The sequence below is a fragment of the Empedobacter stercoris genome (genome assembly GCF_020281205.1).
GTDB classification, from domain to species: Bacteria; Bacteroidota; Bacteroidia; order Flavobacteriales; family Weeksellaceae; genus Empedobacter; species Empedobacter stercoris.
In genome coordinates, this window is record NZ_JACXZC010000021.1 from 13,766 (window position 1) to 31,161 (window position 17,396).

At 30.4% G+C, this 17,396-nt stretch carries 13 protein-coding genes and 5 tRNA genes; 6 read left to right on the plus strand and 12 right to left on the minus strand.

Annotated elements, in window-relative coordinates:
• The first annotated feature begins 92 nt into the window (after positions 1–92).
• The gene (locus IF125_RS10145; protein ID WP_225542394.1) at positions 93–2,360 is read left to right on the plus strand and encodes a DUF2339 domain-containing protein; all 2,268 of its coding nucleotides are present in this window, start codon (positions 93–95) and stop codon (positions 2,358–2,360) included.
• 15 nt (positions 2,361–2,375) lie between these two features.
• Here IF125_RS10145 and IF125_RS10150 read toward each other — a convergent pair whose 3' ends face one another.
• Positions 2,376–3,671 (minus strand): mechanosensitive ion channel family protein, encoded by a 1,296-nt coding sequence (locus IF125_RS10150; RefSeq protein ID WP_225542395.1) that lies wholly within the window; start codon positions 3,669–3,671, stop codon positions 2,376–2,378.
• A 156-nt stretch (positions 3,672–3,827) separates the two neighbouring features.
• Between IF125_RS10150 and zupT the strand changes: the two genes are divergently transcribed.
• Entirely contained in the window at positions 3,828–4,610 is a 783-nt protein-coding gene (zupT, locus tag IF125_RS10155) for a zinc transporter ZupT (protein ID WP_171622705.1), read from the plus strand.
• 102 nt (positions 4,611–4,712) lie between these two features.
• Here zupT and IF125_RS10160 read toward each other — a convergent pair whose 3' ends face one another.
• The 5 genes from IF125_RS10160 to IF125_RS10180 form a co-directional block, all read right to left on the minus strand.
• Positions 4,713–5,168, minus strand: coding sequence for a hypothetical protein (locus IF125_RS10160; RefSeq protein ID WP_225542396.1), 456 nt, complete (start codon positions 5,166–5,168; stop codon positions 4,713–4,715).
• A gap of 29 nt (positions 5,169–5,197) precedes the next feature.
• Positions 5,198–8,554: a LamG domain-containing protein gene (locus IF125_RS10165; protein ID WP_225542397.1), complete on the minus strand. Its 3,357-nt coding sequence runs from the start codon at positions 8,552–8,554 to the stop codon at positions 5,198–5,200.
• Between the two features lie 263 nt (positions 8,555–8,817).
• Positions 8,818–8,888, minus strand: a tRNA-Cys gene (locus IF125_RS10170).
• Positions 8,889–8,940: 52 nt separating this feature from the next.
• Positions 8,941–9,297, minus strand: coding sequence for a dihydroneopterin aldolase (folB, locus tag IF125_RS10175; RefSeq protein ID WP_171622714.1), 357 nt, complete (start codon positions 9,295–9,297; stop codon positions 8,941–8,943).
• Positions 9,298–9,366: 69 nt separating this feature from the next.
• Positions 9,367–9,969 carry a superoxide dismutase gene (locus tag IF125_RS10180; protein ID WP_210766892.1) on the minus strand — a complete coding sequence of 201 codons (603 nt, stop codon included), beginning with the start codon at positions 9,967–9,969 and terminating at the stop codon, positions 9,367–9,369.
• A 134-nt stretch (positions 9,970–10,103) separates the two neighbouring features.
• Here IF125_RS10180 and IF125_RS10185 point away from each other — a divergent pair, with 134 nt between their 5' ends.
• Positions 10,104–11,309: a serine hydrolase domain-containing protein gene (locus IF125_RS10185; protein WP_171622715.1), complete on the plus strand. Its 1,206-nt coding sequence runs from the start codon at positions 10,104–10,106 to the stop codon at positions 11,307–11,309.
• A complete protein-coding gene (locus tag IF125_RS10190) occupies positions 11,284–11,991 on the plus strand; it encodes a 3'-5' exonuclease (protein WP_225542398.1) in 708 nt (235 codons plus the stop codon). Before IF125_RS10185 ends, IF125_RS10190 begins: the two co-directional genes overlap by 26 nt.
• A gap of 52 nt (positions 11,992–12,043) precedes the next feature.
• On the opposite strand, the gene IF125_RS10195 is transcribed toward IF125_RS10190, so the two are convergent.
• Positions 12,044–13,465, minus strand: a complete 1,422-nt coding sequence (locus IF125_RS10195) for a hemolysin family protein (RefSeq protein ID WP_225542399.1) — start codon at positions 13,463–13,465, stop codon at positions 12,044–12,046.
• Positions 13,466–13,674: 209 nt separating this feature from the next.
• Here IF125_RS10195 and IF125_RS10200 point away from each other — a divergent pair, with 209 nt between their 5' ends.
• The gene (locus IF125_RS10200; RefSeq protein WP_225542400.1) at positions 13,675–15,378 is read left to right on the plus strand and encodes an ABC transporter ATP-binding protein; all 1,704 of its coding nucleotides are present in this window, start codon (positions 13,675–13,677) and stop codon (positions 15,376–15,378) included.
• 129 nt (positions 15,379–15,507) lie between these two features.
• Here the strand turns inward: IF125_RS10200 and IF125_RS10205 are convergent.
• From IF125_RS10205 to IF125_RS10225, 5 genes are all read right to left on the minus strand, one after another.
• Positions 15,508–15,579: transfer RNA gene (locus IF125_RS10205), tRNA-Glu, on the minus strand.
• Between the two features lie 97 nt (positions 15,580–15,676).
• Positions 15,677–15,748: transfer RNA gene (locus tag IF125_RS10210), tRNA-Glu, on the minus strand.
• 290 nt (positions 15,749–16,038) lie between these two features.
• Positions 16,039–16,110 (minus strand) — tRNA-Glu (locus IF125_RS10215).
• 12 nt (positions 16,111–16,122) lie between these two features.
• Positions 16,123–16,377 carry a 30S ribosomal protein S20 gene (rpsT, locus tag IF125_RS10220; protein ID WP_171622719.1) on the minus strand — a complete coding sequence of 85 codons (255 nt, stop codon included), beginning with the start codon at positions 16,375–16,377 and terminating at the stop codon, positions 16,123–16,125.
• A gap of 95 nt (positions 16,378–16,472) precedes the next feature.
• Positions 16,473–16,544 (minus strand) — tRNA-Glu (locus IF125_RS10225).
• A gap of 218 nt (positions 16,545–16,762) precedes the next feature.
• Here IF125_RS10225 and IF125_RS10230 point away from each other — a divergent pair.
• On the plus strand, positions 16,763–17,395 hold the full coding sequence (locus tag IF125_RS10230; RefSeq protein ID WP_225532482.1) for a C40 family peptidase: 633 nt from the start codon (positions 16,763–16,765) through the stop codon (positions 17,393–17,395).
• Position 17,396 lies beyond the last annotated feature (1 nt).

The window sequence follows — 17,396 nt, forward strand, 5'->3', positions numbered from 1 at the left end:
ACGAAAACAGAATGATTTTGGTATATTAAGAAACAAAATTTTAAAGGTTTTGAAAAAAAAGCCTAACTTCAATTTACCTAAAAAAACATGTTATGGAATTTTTTATTGCCATTATTATAATTGTCTTAATTGTGATTTTGTTTAACAAAGTTTCTCAACTCAAAAAACAGCTTGATGAACAAGAAACGAAACTTAGACATTTGCAACAGCAATTAGACGAAAAAGAAACAATCATTAAATCAACAACAATTGTGGAGCAACCCAAAAAAGTTGAAGAAGCTGTTGCACCTCAATCCGAAATTGTTTCATTTAATAAGCCAGAACCACCAAAACGTATTTTTGACGAAGTTCCTCCAAGACAAAAAACAGAAAATAATATTGACAAGCACCTCAACAATGGGATTACATTTATCAGAGATAATTTCTTAACTATTTTTGGAATTGTAACCTTAGTTTTAGGAATTGCTTATTTCGTGAAATATGCGATTGACCAAAATTGGATCAACGAAACATTTCGTGTGTTAATTGGACTTGTAGTGGGCTTGAGTATTATTGGTATAGCACACAACATTAGGAAAAACTACGCTATCTTTTCTTCTATCTTAATTGGAGGAGGATTAACCGTCTTGTACTTCACGCTAACCATTGCTTTTCGAGAATATCAGTTACTTTCTCAACACGTAACTTTTACGTTATTAACACTCGTTACAATTTTCTCAATTGTTATGGCGATGTTGTACAATAGACAAGTCTTGGCTATTTTTTCTATACTTGGAGGTTTTACAGCTCCATTGATGATTAGCACAGGCGAAAGTAATTATATTTTCCTGTTTGCTTACTTGGTTATTCTCAATTTTAGCATGCTCTTTATGGCATGGCGAAAAAACTGGCAAGTTATTTCGTTTATCGCTTTATGTTTTACGTCTATATATAGTATCTCATGGATTGATCAATCTAAAACCTCGTCTCAATATCTTTTCTACGCACTACTTTACGTTATTTTTACTGTTACAAGTTTAATCAACTACATCAAAAAAGAAGAATTTTCAGTTTGGAACTCACTTTTACTAAGCTTCAATACAATTCTATCAACCATTTTAATATCTTCCGTCTATTATTATATTGTTGGAAATAACAATGGCTTGATTGTGTTTATAGTAGGATTAATTAATGCTTTTGGCGCGATTTATATCTACAAAACGTCTAAAAATAATTTATTACAAAATACCTTAATAGGTTTGAGTATTGCCCTAATTACTGCTGCGATTGCATTACAATTCAAAGCAAATGTTGTTTCGGTTTGTTTTGCAATAGAATCTACGTTATTATTATTTCTGTGGAAAAAAAGTCGCGAAAATATTTTCAAAATCTTTTTCATCGCAATGTTTCCATTTCTTTTGATTGCTTTATGTGTTAATTGGTTTGATTATATCGATAGCAATTCGCGTTTACCACTTTTATTCAATCATGTTTTTATCACAAGTATCATTGCACTAATTTGTTCTATCGCGAATATATATTTGATGAAAGATTTCGAAACAGAAGAACAATTCTTAGGGTTCAAGCTCAATCATTCAAAATTCATCTTCATCTCAACATCACTTTTATTGATGTATACAGGAATATTGTTCGAATTAATTTACCAAATCGAACCTTATTTCAACTTTATGATGATTATAAGTTACATTTTGATTTATACTTTATTCTTTATTGCTTTAATTTTAGCACTACGGAAAAGACTAAATTTAGGAAGTACATTGCAGCTAGTATTGCAGATTTCAGCTGGATTGTGCGTTCTACTTTTACCACTGTTTGCTAATATTCCGTTGTTATCAAGTAAAACGAATTACGGCATCAATAGTTATTTTATTTACTTAACTTATCTACTTCCTACCGCTTATCTCGTCTATTTAATTGTAAAAAATCACGATTTCAAAACCTCAACTGCCAAACAAATCATCAGTATGCTTTTGGTTGTTTACGTGATTAGTTTTGAGAAATACAATTCGTTTATGTTATTAACACTAAATGAGGGAACAACTAACTTTTCACATCAAGCAGATATTTTTCGAATGATATTGTTACCTATTATTTGGGCTGTTTTAGGATTTGGGTTAATGTATTTCGGATTAAAGAAACAACTCAAAGGTTTTCCAATTGTTGGAATTATTCTTTTTGGGTTAATTATCCTGAAACTCTATCTTATTGATGTTTGGGAAATGAGTAATGTTTATAGAATTATATCGTTCATTGTTTTAGGAATACTCATTCTATTCACATCTTTTATGTATCAAAAATTAAAAAATTTGATGAAGAATTTGATGGAAAAACCAAATGATAACACAGAAGCTGAACAATAATGTTCAGCTTCTGTGTTAATTATTTCTATTCAGTGCTTCTGCTATGACACGCATATCGTCCGAAGAAGGTGATTCGTAAATTTCTAAATGAAAATACGGTACAACCGCGATAATATGATCAAAAATATCTGCCATTATCACTTCATATTCATTCCAAACTGTTGTATTGGTGAACATAAACAATTCGATTGGCAAACCATGTTCTGTTGGTTGTAATTGGCGAACCTCGAACATTAAATCTTTTCTAATCTTAGGACTATTATACGTGTATGTTTTGATGTATTGACGAAATAATCCAATATTTGTCATCCGTCTTCCATTTGCTAAGATTGTTGGATCAACTTTGTTCGATACATTATATTGTGCAATTTCATTAGAGCGATCAACAATAAAATCATACAACATTCTAATTTTTTTTAATTCTTCAATTTCATCTTCAGTTAAAAATCGAATCGAATTCATTTTTATGTTTATCGAGCGTTTTATTCGTCTTCCTCCTGCATTTTGCATTCCTCGATAATTGCGAAACGAATCCGAAACCAATGCATACGTTGGAATGGTAGTAATGGTTTTATCAAAATTCTGCACTTTCACTGTACCTAAATTAATTTCTATGACCGTTCCATCTGCGCCATATTTCGTCATCTCAATCCAATCACCTACACGCACCATATCATTCATGGAAACTTGTATACTCGCTACAAATCCTAAAATCGAATCTTTGAAAACCAACATCAAAACTGCAGATGCGGCACCCAACGAAACCAAAAATGTAATAGGTGATTTACCTGTCACAATCGAGAAAATAAGAATTCCACAAATAAAAAACAACGTAATATTCATTACTTGCAAATAACTATCAATTGGTTTGTCCGCAAATGATTTTTTGCTTCGAAGAAAATCTCTGAATGTTCTGAAAATTACATTGAAAAATAATCCTATTGTTACTACTAACACAACATCGGTTATTTGCACTGCAATTTTTATCCAATTCGGAAAACCTTTAAAGATTAGCGGAATTGCTTCTTTAGCGACAATAACAGGAACGATATGGGTAAGGAATTGTAAAACTCTGTTTTTAATTAATAAATCATCGATCTTTGTTTTGCTCTTCTGAATCATATTTGTCAATAGCAATAACAACACTTTACGCAATAGAAAATCAATCGCATATAAAATAATAACAAGTGCTATCGATAATAATATCGTCGTGATTATTGTGGTTGAATAACTCGAAAGACCTAATTGTGCAATTAATTCGAGTGTTGAGCGATACAAATCGCTTTGGATATTTTCATTTAAAAGCTCCATCTATTAAAAACTAATGCAACAAAAATAAGTGTATCTTATTCATATTTGACAACAACTGATAAATTACATTGATTTTTTCTTAAAGGTAATTTATTTTGATTCAAAGTAAAGAAAACATTATATTTGTTAGATTAATCTAACTTATTTATTGAATTAATGTTTTCAACCCCTTTAATATTTGCTTTTAGTTTAACCTTTCTTGCTGGAATCAGTACTGGAATTGGAAGTATTTTGTGTTTATTGTACAAAAAATTCAATCCAAAATTTTTAGGTGTGATGTTAGGGATTTCTGCTGGAGTAATGCTATATGTATCTTTTGTAGAAATTTTAACAAAAGCACGATTATCTTTATCCGCTGTTTTTGGAGAAAAGTTAGGTTACAGTTATACTTTATTGGGATTTTTTATAGGAATATTAATTATTATTCTAATTGATAAAATTTTACCACATCATCACCACGAAGAAAATAAAACAGAAACAACCGATCAAAAACTTTTACGATTAGGAATGTTTTCTGCTTTGGCATTATCTATTCACAACTTCCCTGAAGGTTTAGCCACTTTTCTTTCTGCATTAGAAAATCCTACCTACGGCATTTCAATCGCTGCCGCAATTGCCATACATAACATTCCAGAAGGAATCGCAGTAGCGATACCTATATATTATGCAACAAAAAATAGAAAGAAAGCTTTTTGGTATTCTTTTCTTTCAGGATTAACAGAACCAATTGGCGCTTTAATCGGATATTTTGTCCTTTTGCAATTCTTTGATGAATCAATTTTCGGAGCAATCTTCGCAAGTGTTGCTGGAATGATGGTGTATATTTCGATTAATGAACTAATTCCAACTGCTAAAGAATATGCCGGAAAAAAATTATCTACTTACGGTATCGTTATCGGTATGTTTGTGATGGCTGTGAGTTTGGTGTTGTTTATGTAATAAGTTTTTGGAAAATAAAAAAAGCTTTAATCAAATTGATTAAAGCTTTTTTGTTAGCATTTCAATGAATCGACGAACATCATGATTTTGATGTATATTTTTTTAGTTATAAAAAAACCAATGGATTCCATTAAACATAGCTATCGTTTTATTTATAGGATCATAACAAATCATACCCGTTGGTGGGTCTACGATTGTTAAATGTGGATTATCTATTTGAGGTAAAACCATTCCTTTATTATCTGATTCTAAAACCAAAACACCAGGAGTATTGGTTTCTTTATCTGCAATAATTACTCCTTGTACGGAATCACTTTCGGATCCATGATTCAGTGTTGTGTTAATAAGTCCTACATCTGTTAAATCAACCCAAGTTTGGTTATTAAAATATTGTATTTTAGAAGTAGTTGCATCTACTCTCAAAGTTCCTTCTACTGCATTTTCTGTTGTAAAGTTATAAGGTAATACTATCCCATTGACTTTATTTTTACCAAAATCTAAGAGGTTTGCTCCTCTTACACTTTCAATTCCAATTCCTACTTGTGCTTTAGTTGTCAAACAAAAAATATGAATAATAACTACAAATATTATTTTACACATTTTGGTTCTATACAATTCCATATTTTTCCGTTATATAATTTTAAACATTTCTCATCTTTATCATAAATTAGCATCCCCTCTACAAGGTCAGTTTTCTTAAATGTTGTATTGACAGAAGATATACGCGGAATAACAAATCCTTTTTCTTTTGATTCTAAAACTAAATTTCCACCATTAACATTTTGAGGCCAATTAGCTATAGTTCTTTGTTGTGAAGTAATTCCTATATTAGATTGAATTGTATTTCCTGTTTTATTTGGTTCTTGTACACATGCCAGAGAAGTACATAAATTATCATAAGCAGATTTTATTTCATAATCTGATAAAATTTTATTTGTAACTCGTATATAGGCTATATTAGTTGGTGATTGTTCAAATCTAACTACCGTATCATCTTTTATAAATATAATATTCCCATTTTCTGGAACTTTATATAAACCTTTAATATCATTGTAGGTTGATGCTTTTACACCATTAATATAAACTGTAATAATACCGTTTGTATTATTCCGAGATAATGTAAGTAAAGTATATTCTGCGTGTGAATTACCTAATAAGCCATTCCCAACATTACCATTAGGATAAAAATTTAATCCATTTGATAGCCTATAAATACCAGCATCAGACTTTCCATCACTAAAATCGATTAATCTCGCCCAACTACCCAAATAGGGATTTAGTCGAAAGTATAAACTAATTGTATAATCTTTATATAAATCACCTTTTCCATCATTAAAAATTAATCCTGCTTTATTAGCAACATAATATACATTTCTTGTAACACCACAATTAATAACTTTGTCAGAAATAAACTTATTGTCTACATGTTGCCCACTATAAGAAGTAAGTTTAAATGAATTTTCTCCAGTTGTATCAGATAAATTTATAAACATTGGAAATGTTCGATCTATAGTTCTATCACAAAGTGTTTTAAAATCATTTGTAACATCTGCTAAAGATTTTGTAAAGTTTGTAACAATAATTTTTCCAACTGTTACTTCTTTATCATTGAAAAATAGTAATTCATTATCAGGAGTAAATTTAAATTTATCCTCTGCATCTGTGAAATTAGCTACTAGTGCACCATTAAAATACAATGATATAAGACCTGATGATTTACTTTTAGTGATCGTAAAGTTATTATAAGGTAAATGATTTGTATTTATAGGATAACTGACATTATTAAAATAAATATGTGCTAAATCAATTTCTATTTTCGTAGAATTTAGTTCTAAAATTTGGTGTCTTTCATTCTTATCGGTTGTCTTTTGATAATAAACATCAATTGAAAAATCATCGTAAAAGAAGTAATCTTTAAAAGAATATTTTAAACCATCTAAATCTGCAAGGGTATAAAAAGTTCTCAAATTTCCACAATTCAAATTTTTATCAGTTTTATATACTCCACTATTATTTGTTAATTGAAATAAGGTAGATTTATTAGAATCACTATTTAAGTTTCCTTGAAAAGAGAACTCTTCTGTAATTTTTTCTTTACAAAATGAATTTAATATTTGTAAAATCTCAATTTTAGAAAGTGTTTGATTCAATACACTAAGATGTTTTAAATTAACCTTATCATAATTTACTGATGATTCATTATTGAAAAAAGAAATATTACCATCATCAGCTACTTCAAAATCATTATTTTCATCAATGTAATAACCAATTAAAATTCCATTGTCGTAAAACCTTAGCTCTTTATTTACATTACTTTTTGTAATACTTATAAAGTGATAATTTGTATTTTCAGATAAAGGATAGGAATAAGTTTGGTTACTAATTGTTAATTCTAAATCTTTTTGAGTTAAGTGTAAAGAATTAATATTCGAGTCGAATTCGAGCAATTTTATTCGATTATTAGTATTAATATTTACGTATAAATTAAAAGAATAATTCAAATAATTAAAACCTAAACCATTGTTATAATTTAATTTAGTTTTAGGGTTAAATTGATATACCAGAGCGTTTTTATCACACAAAGATAAATTCTCGTTCGTATATGTATTATTTACATGACTGTTATCTAAAGAAGAAACTTTAAGTGTTACTGAACCAGAATCTTCCGTTAGTTTGTTATTAAAATTAAAATAGTCTGTTATTTCTTTGGGTACAATATTATTTAATATTTTTTTTATTTCAGTTTCATCTAAAACGGTATTATTTACATTTAAATAAGATAGATTTATTGTGTTTAAATTGTTTACTTGCAGTAAAGAAAAATTACTATTCGCTATTGTAAACTTGTTCGAAGAATCTACATAAGTGTACACATGTATTCCATTGTTATACAACTTCACTTCATTCGTTATCTGATTTTTAGTTATAGTTAAAAATTTAAACTGATTTTCATCAAAATTTAACGCATAGCTTTCAGATTCGTCGCCAAAATATATTTTATTATTTCGCACATAAATCGATTTATTAAGGTTATTTTTTTCTAACTCTATTAGGCTAAATTCAGTTTTTTCTGAAGTTTTTAAATAAAATGTCATAGTGAAGTCCGTGCCATTCATTAAATCATTTGTATATTTTAAATCCTCCGTCTGATCAATCACTAAAGATTGACGTTTTACATCATACACTTCATCGATTACTTTTTTGAAATTATGATTTAAAATCTGAATTTCATGTTCATTTTCTTTATCTAAATTACTATTGAGAAAGTGATAATGATGATCTACTTTTGCTTCAGTATTACTTTTATAAAGATAAGCTATCTCCTCTGCACTTTGTACATAATTAGCAACGTTTAGATAGGCTACTTTAGCTACATTATCTTCACCACCATTATCTTTAAAAAACGTAATTTTTTTATCTTGCTGAATAGTAAAACCAGGATAAGTAGACGTATATTCTTTATATAAATCCCCATTAATATAAACTTTTACTTTACTTCCCTCTTTCGTAATTCCTAAATGTGTATAATTGTATCCAGACTTGGGATTTAATGATGGATAATCTCCAATACCTGCACCATAAATATTCAAATTAGCACCTTGTCTGTATATACCATATTCTAAATTACCAAACATTTGTATACGATTATAGGAACCAGATGGGGGCATGTAGTAAATTATATTGTACGAATAATTAGAAAATGTTGATAAATCATCTACAAGATATACAAGTCCATCTGAAACTTGATTGATATTATAAACCAATTTTGATTTATCATTGATTTTTACTATATCTTGTATATAATTACTTGTTGAATTCGATAAAATTTTGGTTAAAGATTTAGTTTTATCCTTTGACTCTAAATTTCCTTTAAATTGAAATTCGTGATTGATTTTTTGCCCTCTTAAAAAAGGAAAAAGTAATAATAATATTATTACAATCAAATTTTTTAAATATTTCAGCATATAATGTAAGTTAAATTTTATACAAAATTAATTATTCCATAACGCAATAACTAAAATACGTAAGTGTTTATAAATGTTTAAAATCATTTAAAATACTTATTTCTTGCACTTTTAAATTGTAGTATTCCCCTAAAAAAGCTATACATAAAAGCAAGAAATAGTGTAAAATCGGAAGAATATCATACTTTTTAGAAACAAAAAAAACCAACTATCTATAAATAAGATAATTGACTTTTTAATTGAGGTTCCTAGCGGATTCGAACCGCTGTGGACGGTTTTGCAGACCGCTACCTAGCCTCTCGGTCAAGGAACCATTCCCGTTCTTTTGGACTGCAAATATAGTAATATTTTCAGAAAAAAAAACTTTAATATGTTTTTTCTAAAATAATACTTACTTTTTCTACATGCCCACCAATAGGAGGATTCAGCTTAGACAATTTTACTTTAGCATAAGTCACATTCGTAAGTTCTTGACCTATACGATCTAATACTCTTTTACAAACATGTTCTAACAATTTAGATCGAACACCCACTTCTTCCTTTACAATTTTATTTAAGGATACATAATCCAAGGCATCAACTAACTCGTCCGAATCACATGCTTTTGTAAAATCGGCATGTGCTTCCAAATCAACCAAATAATCCGAACCAATTCTTGCTTCTTCTTCTAAACATCCGTGATTCGAATAAATTTTTATATTCTCTAAAATAATTATTCCCATTTTCCAAAGATAAAAAAAGACTTGCGTATTTCTACACAAGTCTTATATTGTTTAAAATTTTAAACCTTATTATTTAGCAGATGCAAATCTTTCTGCAACTTTATCCCAGTTAATTACATTGAAAAAAGCCTCGATATAATCAGGACGACGATTTTGGTAGTTTAAGTAATAAGCATGTTCCCAAACATCTAATCCTAAAACAGGGAATCCTTGTACATCAGCAACTGGCATCAAAGTAGAATCTTGATTTGGAGTTGATGTTACAACTAATTTACCATCTTTTACGATTAACCAAGCCCATCCAGAACCAAAGCGTGTTGCAGCAGCTTTAGCAAATTCATCTTTGAAAGCTTCGAAAGATCCAAAAGCAGCATTAATTGCTTCAGCAACTTCAGCAGTTGGTTGTTTCGCTCCACCTGGAGTTAAAATTTCCCAAAATAAATTGTGGTTGTAAAACCCACCACCATTGTTACGAACAGCTGGTTTATCTGTACCTTTAGCTAAGATTTCTTCGATTGTAGCATTTGCTAAATCAGTTCCTTCAATAGCGGCATTTAAGTTATTTGTGTACGCAGCATGGTGTTTATCATGGTGAATTTCCATTGTTTTTGCGTCAATATGAGGTTCTAATGCATCAAATGCATAAGGTAATTTTGCTAATTCAAAAGCCATAATATTTATTTTTTAGATTTATTTTCTCGTATAAAGATACATATTAACTCTACAAAAACGATTCCGAAGTGATAGAATTTTAACATTATTTAATAGTAAAAGCTTATTTTAGTAAAAGATTATAATTTTTTGAGATGAAAATACTTTGGAAAATAATAAAATGGTTCATTATAATCATTTGCGTATTAATTCTAACTCTTTATGCAACAGGGAATGATTACATTTTTCGTGGTGTAAAATTAACTTATATGAAAGGTGAAAAAACAGCTAATATAAATGACTACAAAGATTTTGACAATAATGTAATTTTGGCAGGTTCTCCGCGAGTTTGGCATCAACATTTGGATTATAATCAATTTCCTTTGTCAGTTAACTTTGAAAAAGAGATGAAAGATTTTGGTACAGCTGGATTTGTTATCATCAAAGATCATCAGATTCTGAGCGAATATTATTTTAACGGTTATGCACAAAATGATATTACCAATTCGTTTTCGATGGCAAAAACATTTACGACAATGATGTTAGGAAAAGCAATAGAGCAAGGTTACATCAAAAGCTTAGATCAAAAAATCACTGATTTTATTCCAGAATTTAAAGATGATCGATTTGGTTCGCAATGTACAATTGGCGATTTATCTGCTATGACATCAGGATATGATTGGGATGAAGATTATTATTTTCCTCTTAACCCTACTGCAAAAGCGTATTATGGAGATGATATTGTGAAACAAATGTTAGATCGAAAATTTGTTTCTCAACCAGGAAAACATTTTAAATACCAGTCGAGTGATACACAATTATTAGGAATCGTTATTGAACGTGCTATTGAAAATAAATCGTTATCGCAATATTTCCAAGAAGAGTTTTGGCAACCTATGGGAATGGAAATGGATGCACAATGGTCCAAAGACAATCCAAAAGGAATGGAAAAAACCTACTGTTGTTTCAATGCGACAACTCGCGATTTTGCAAAGCTTGGACAATTGTTGCTGAATGATGGAAATTGGTATGGAAAACAAATTTTAGATTCTACATTTGTACAGAAAATGGTTTTACCAAACAAAAAAGCATTCGAACCAAATGAACCAAAAATTTATGGTTATTCTGTTTGGATGGATTACGATTACAAGACACCTTTTTATGCAATGTTAGGACATTTGGGACAACGTGTCATTGTAATTCCTTCAGAAAAAATAGTAATTGCCCGAACAGGGAAAACACATAATGATCTTCCAAATAACCATCCAATAGCCGATGGTGATGTTTATCGATTAGTTGACGAAGCGATGCGTATTAATCAAAAAATAAAAGAAAATGATCCAACGAATTCCTTACAGTAAAATATTATTTTTAGACATCGAAACGGTTCCACAAACAGATGATTGGAACCTTTTATCAGACAGAACAAAAGCGCTTTGGGAAAAGAAAACAGCTTATCAACGTAATAATAATGAAATTTCTCCAGAAGAATTTTACCATGAACGTGCAGGCATTTTGGCTGAATTTGGTAAAATTGTTTGTATTTCTGTAGGGATTGTTGTCAAAGATTCATTTATTCACATCAAAAGCTTCTATGGACACGACGAAAAGAAATTGTTAGAAGATTTTAATTCGATGTTAATTGAAAATTTTTTCAAACCAGATCATCTATTATGTGCACATAATGGAAAAGAATTTGATTTTCCTTACATCGCTCGCCGAATGATGATTAATCAAATTGAAATTCCTGCAATTCTACAATTATTTGGTAAAAAACCTTGGGAAGTTCAGCATTTAGACACCATGGAATTATGGAAATTTGGCGATTATAAAAATTATACATCGTTGGATTTATTAGCCAATGTATTCGAAATTCCTACGCCAAAAGATGATATCGATGGTTCGCAGGTCGCAAAGGTTTATTATAACGAAAATAATGTCGAACGCATTAAAGATTACTGTGAAAAAGATGTGGTGACCTTGATTAATGTTTTTCGAAAAATGAGATATGATATTCCGCTCTCGAGAAAAGAAGATATATAAAATAAAAAAATCCGCTCGTCGTTGAGCGGATTTTTCATTCATATTTTAAAGACTAATTTTCATCATCTTCAGCTGTGTCAGGTTCATCTCGGTAATTCTCGATGAATTCTTCTTTCACTTTTAATTGAATTTGTTCTACCGAATTTCGGTACATTTTAATAATTGTTCCTGCGTATTCTTCCAAATCAACCAAATCACCTTCGGACAATTCTTTGTCAGGATAACATTCAGAAATCAATCCAGCCAACGTATCATAATGTTCACTTTCCTCGAATTTAAAAGGGACTAAGCGATTAATATCACTGATCGCATTGTGGGCATTCACATTATAAATACCTTCCGAAACACGTGAAACAATTGGATCTTCGTTGTCATATTCATCCTGAATTTCACCAACTAATTCTTCTAAAATATCTTCCATCGATACAATCCCTGCAACTTCTCCAACTTCATTTGTGACTACAGCAATTTGCATGTGTTTTTTCTGAAATTGTTTCATCACATTTTTAATCAATGCATTTTCTGAAATAAAAATGGGTTCACGTAACAAACCTTCGATCTCCGTTTGGTTAGGATTTTCTAATAATTGTTTAATCAAATCTTTCGCGTAAATGATCCCTTTTATATTATCAAATTCTTCTTCATAAACAGGGTAACGAGAATATCCTTCATTAATCGCATAATCTAACGCTTCTTTTACAGAAGTATTGATATTAATTGCGGATACATTTTTACGTAATGTTTGAATATTCATGACACGACGATCATCAAAATCAAAAACATTTTGAATCAGATTTCGCTCTGATTCTTCGATTGCACCTCCTTCGGTACTTTCGGTAATAATCATTTTTAATTCCTCTTCTGTATGTATCTCTCCTCCATGAATAGGGTGAATTCCAAATGCTCGAAGAATAATATTCGCCAAACCATTCATCATTACAATAAGTGGTTTGAATACAAAATAAAATGCTCTAAGAGGCCAAGCAACTGCAAATGTTGTTTTTGTTGGATATTGAATTGCTAATGACTTTGGAGCTAATTCTCCAAAAACAATGTGCAAAATTGTCACAATAAAGAACGAAGCTGGAATAGCAGCGTTTTGTGCAATTGTAGTCCAAGATGGAGAGGTTAAACCTAAAACTTCAAACAGTTTTAAAATAATTGGTGTGATAGAACTTTCTCCAACCCAACCCAATCCTAGCGAAGCTAAAGTAATTCCTAATTGTGTTGCTGCAAGGTAAGAATCTAAATGTGTTACAATTCGTTTTGCAGCATTCGAAGTTCTTTCATTTATATCTTGATTAACTTCAATTTGTGACGAACGTACTTTTACAATTGCAAATTCTGCTGCAACGAAAAAACCATTTAATAAAACAAGGAAAATTGTAAGCAAAAGTTTTGCTACAGAAATTTCATCGGCGACATTGTGATTAGCGACTAAAAACAATGTCGAAATCTGGGAGTATGTATCCATTCTTCGAATTTAAAAAACTGACTTGTTATAAGTTTTTGTGAGCCAGTAAATCAATAGGTCTAAATTTATAAAAAATATTATAAATCACAACGGTTTGATTCGTAGCAAAATTACAAAATATATAAATACAAAATCTTAGAATTTATAGAGTGAAGAAAATCATTAAAAATCACTACATTTCCACTTCATTTACCAAGCAACTATTTGCAATGCAAAATCAAAGTTTACATTATATCATTGAGGTTAAAAATTTATCAATTTCTTTTGGAGATAAACAAGTGCTGAACAACATTAATTTCAAAGTTGAACAAGGCGATACTTTAGGTATTGTGGGAGAATCTGGTTCGGGAAAGTCTTTGACATCTTTAGCAATCATGGGATTATTATCTCCAAATGCGACGATTCATCCAGAAAGTGAAATTCTTTTTCGTCAAGATGGTAAAATGATTGATTTACTAAAACTTTCTCCCAAAGAATTAGAAGAAATTAGAGGTAATGAAATCGGAATGATTTTCCAAGAACCAATGACTTCACTTAATCCAAGTTTACGTTGTGGTGAACAAGTAGAAGAAGCCATTCGTTTGCATCAAAAATTAAACAAAGACGAAGCAAAAAAGAAAGTTTTACACCTTTTCGAACAAGTAAAATTACCAAATCCAGAACGTATTTATAAAGCGTATCCACACGAATTATCTGGTGGACAAAAGCAACGTGTGATGATTGCTATGGCAATTTCTTGCGAGCCTAAATTATTGATTGCCGATGAACCTACAACTGCTTTGGATGTAACAGTACAAAGAGCAACACTCGATTTATTGAAGGAATTACAATTAAAGAACAATATGAGCATGTTGTTTATATCACATGATTTGGGCGTAATTGCAAATGTTTGTGAAGAGGTTTTGGTCATGTTTCGAGGTCATGTTGTAGAACAAGGAAATGTAGAAACTATTTTTCATCATCCAAAAGAAAATTATACAAAAGGACTAATTGCTTGTCGACCTCGATTAGAAGAACGTGCAAAACGTTTACCAACTGTAAAAGATTTTCTTGATAACCCAGATTTTAAAACAGCAACCTATACAAAAGAAGAACGAACAAGTTTTCACGAAAAGATATATGCAAATCCACCTATCTTAGAAGTCAAGAATTTAAAAAAATATTTTTATCCATCTTCCTTATTTGGAGATTCAACAATACCGAGTGTAAAAGCTGTAGATGATATTTCATTTAAGGTTTATCCAGGTGAAACAATGGGATTAGTTGGTGAGTCTGGTTCTGGAAAAACAACGTTGAGTAGAACTGTTTTATTATTGGAAAAACCAACTGCAGGTGAAATATATTATAATGCAGTTGATATTACTAAACTTAAAAAAGAAGAGATTCGAAAATTAAGAAGAGAAATCCAGATTATTTTTCAAGATCCATATTCAAGTTTGAATCCACGACAAACGGTTGCACAAATTATTACTGAACCGATGCAAGTCCATAATATTGGACAAAATAAAACGGTACGATTGCAAACAGCTTCAACACTTTTGCAAAAAGTGGGCTTAACAGCACAAGATTTGAATAAATACCCACATGAATTCTCGGGAGGTCAGCGTCAACGTATCGGAATTGCTCGTGCATTGGCTTTAAACCCAAAATTTATCATTTGTGATGAATCTGTTTCTGCTTTAGATGTCTCTGTGCAAGCACAAGTTTTAAATCTTCTAAATGATTTAAAAACCGAATTTGGATTTACTTATATCTTTATTTCACACGATTTGGCTGTTGTAAAATATATGAGTGATCAATTGTTGGTAATGCAACATGGTGAAATGAAAGAATTAGATGATGCGGATAAAGTATACGCACATCCTACAACGAACTACACAAAAGAGTTAATAGCTGCTATTCCAAAGTTGTAATGATATAGATATAAAAGCAAAAAGCGTTTGAAGTCTATTTCTTCAAACGCTTTTTTATTGATCACAACGAACCAATATAAACTAAACTATTTCAAAATAAAAAAGCATTCAGTTTTGAATGCTTTTTTGTAGTCCCTAGGGGAATCGAACCCCTCTTTCTAGAATGAAAATCTAGTGTCCTAACCGATAGACGAAGGGACCTCCTTTCGTATTATTGTGGTGCAAAAATAAACGTTTATTTTTTAATACCAAACAATTTTCGAAATATTTTTTATTTTTTTTATTTAAGTCAAATTTGTAGTCCCTAGGGGAATCGAACCCCTCTTTCTAGAATGAAAATCTAGTGTCCTAACCGATAGACGAAGGGACCACTTAATATGAATTAAATAATTCGAATATTCTTTTTTTTTTGAATGAACGTCATTTTGTGTTGGGAGTTGTAGAAAAGTCGATGTATAATTCTAATAATTTGAACCAAGTTGAATTATACAGCGACATTTTCATTCCCGATTAATCATCTAAACAATATGATTAACCTTTACAAACAAAACACAAAAAACAATTTCCTTTACACAGTATTCTACTGGTTGTTTAATAAAAATCAACAACTATGAACAAGGAAAAAAAAGATTGCAATAATGCAATCCATCTATTAATTTGTAGTCCCTAGGGGAATCGAACCCCTCTTTCTAGAATGAAAATCTAGTGTCCTAACCGATAGACGAAGGGACCACTTTTATTTTATTAAGCTAATCCCGCAATATGTTTCGCTAACTTTGATTTTAAGTTTGAAGCTTTATTCTTATGAATAATGTTTCTTTTTGCTAACTTATCAATCATTGAAGAAACTTTTGGAAAAACAGTTTCTGCTTCATTTTTATCAGATTCAGTTCTTAACGCTTTAATAGCTGTACGAGCTGATTTATGATAATATTTATTACGATCGCGTCTTACCGCTGATTGTCTAATTCTTTTTAATGCTGACTTATGATTTGCCATAACTTAAATCTCTTTCTATTTTAGTTCGGCAAAGATATAAACAAATATTCTATCTCGCCAAATTAATTTAATAATTTTCTAAAACACTTTTAATGTAGCCCATAGGAGAATCGAACTCCTGTTTCCAGGATGAAAACCTGATGTCCTAACCACTAGACGAATGGGCCGCATGACGGCTTTACAACTTCTTGTGAAAAGCGAGTGCAAATTTAGAACTAATTTTTAAAGTTCCAAATTTAATTAAAAGTTTTTTTATTAAAATTTATGTTAAAAAACGTTAAGGAAGTTAATATTTTGTCAAAATGTTGCTTGTATATAATGAGTTATAATTTTAACAATTACTTTAGCGATGCTATTAAAATTTATACAAACGAATACTCAACATATGAAAGCATCGATATTAGGTGTAGCTGCGGTGGTTTGCTCGATGTTTATAACATCTTGTTCATCTTTAACCCCAGTTAACGAAGCTACAGAATATTCTTCGAGAAGTTTCATTCCGAAACCAAGAGCGATTGAAACTCAAGCTAAAATAATCAACAAACATGCCAATCTGAATGTAACACCAATAGAAATTAACGATGACGCAAAATCTATGGTTGTGTTAAACAGTGTTTTAGAAGAAACTAACGAATTGTTTTCTGGATTTTTATTAAAAGAAGCTGAAACCTATATTGGTACTCCATACCGATACGGAGGCACAACAAGAAATGGTATTGATTGTTCTGCTTTTGTTAGAAATGTATTCGAAACTTTTAATAAAAATTTACCTCGTGTGTCAGCTGATCAAGCAAGAGAAGGCTTTACAGTTAGTACATCAGAAGCTAAAGAAGGAGACTTGGTTTTCTTTGCTACAAGAGGTCGTGGTAGAGTATCGCACGTTGGTATTGTACATGGACGTAATAAAGATGGAGTTTTAGAATTTATTCATTCTTCAACATCAAAAGGAGTTATTGTTTCTTCTTTAAATGACAGATACTGGGGTCCAAAATTCTTATATGTAAAAAGAGTATTATAAT

Bases quoted from the DNA above. Each gene is read 5' to 3' on its own strand.
- IF125_RS10145 (WP_225542394.1), top strand. From the start codon at position 93: ATGGAATTTTTTATTGCCATTATTATAATTGTCTTAATTGTGATTTTG.
- IF125_RS10150 (WP_225542395.1), bottom strand. From the start codon at position 3,671: ATGGAGCTTTTAAATGAAAATATCCAAAGCGATTTGTATCGCTCAACA.
- zupT (WP_171622705.1), top strand. From the start codon at position 3,828: ATGTTTTCAACCCCTTTAATATTTGCTTTTAGTTTAACCTTTCTTGCT.
- folB (WP_171622714.1), bottom strand. From the start codon at position 9,297: ATGGGAATAATTATTTTAGAGAATATAAAAATTTATTCGAATCACGGA.
- IF125_RS10180 (WP_210766892.1), bottom strand. From the start codon at position 9,969: ATGGCTTTTGAATTAGCAAAATTACCTTATGCATTTGATGCATTAGAA.
- IF125_RS10185 (WP_171622715.1), top strand. From the start codon at position 10,104: ATGAAAATACTTTGGAAAATAATAAAATGGTTCATTATAATCATTTGC.
- IF125_RS10190 (WP_225542398.1), top strand. From the start codon at position 11,284: ATGATCCAACGAATTCCTTACAGTAAAATATTATTTTTAGACATCGAA.
- IF125_RS10195 (WP_225542399.1), bottom strand. From the start codon at position 13,465: ATGGATACATACTCCCAGATTTCGACATTGTTTTTAGTCGCTAATCAC.
- IF125_RS10200 (WP_225542400.1), top strand. From the start codon at position 13,675: ATGCAAAATCAAAGTTTACATTATATCATTGAGGTTAAAAATTTATCA.
- rpsT (WP_171622719.1), bottom strand. From the start codon at position 16,377: ATGGCAAATCATAAGTCAGCATTAAAAAGAATTAGACAATCAGCGGTA.
- IF125_RS10230 (WP_225532482.1), top strand. From the start codon at position 16,763: ATGAAAGCATCGATATTAGGTGTAGCTGCGGTGGTTTGCTCGATGTTT.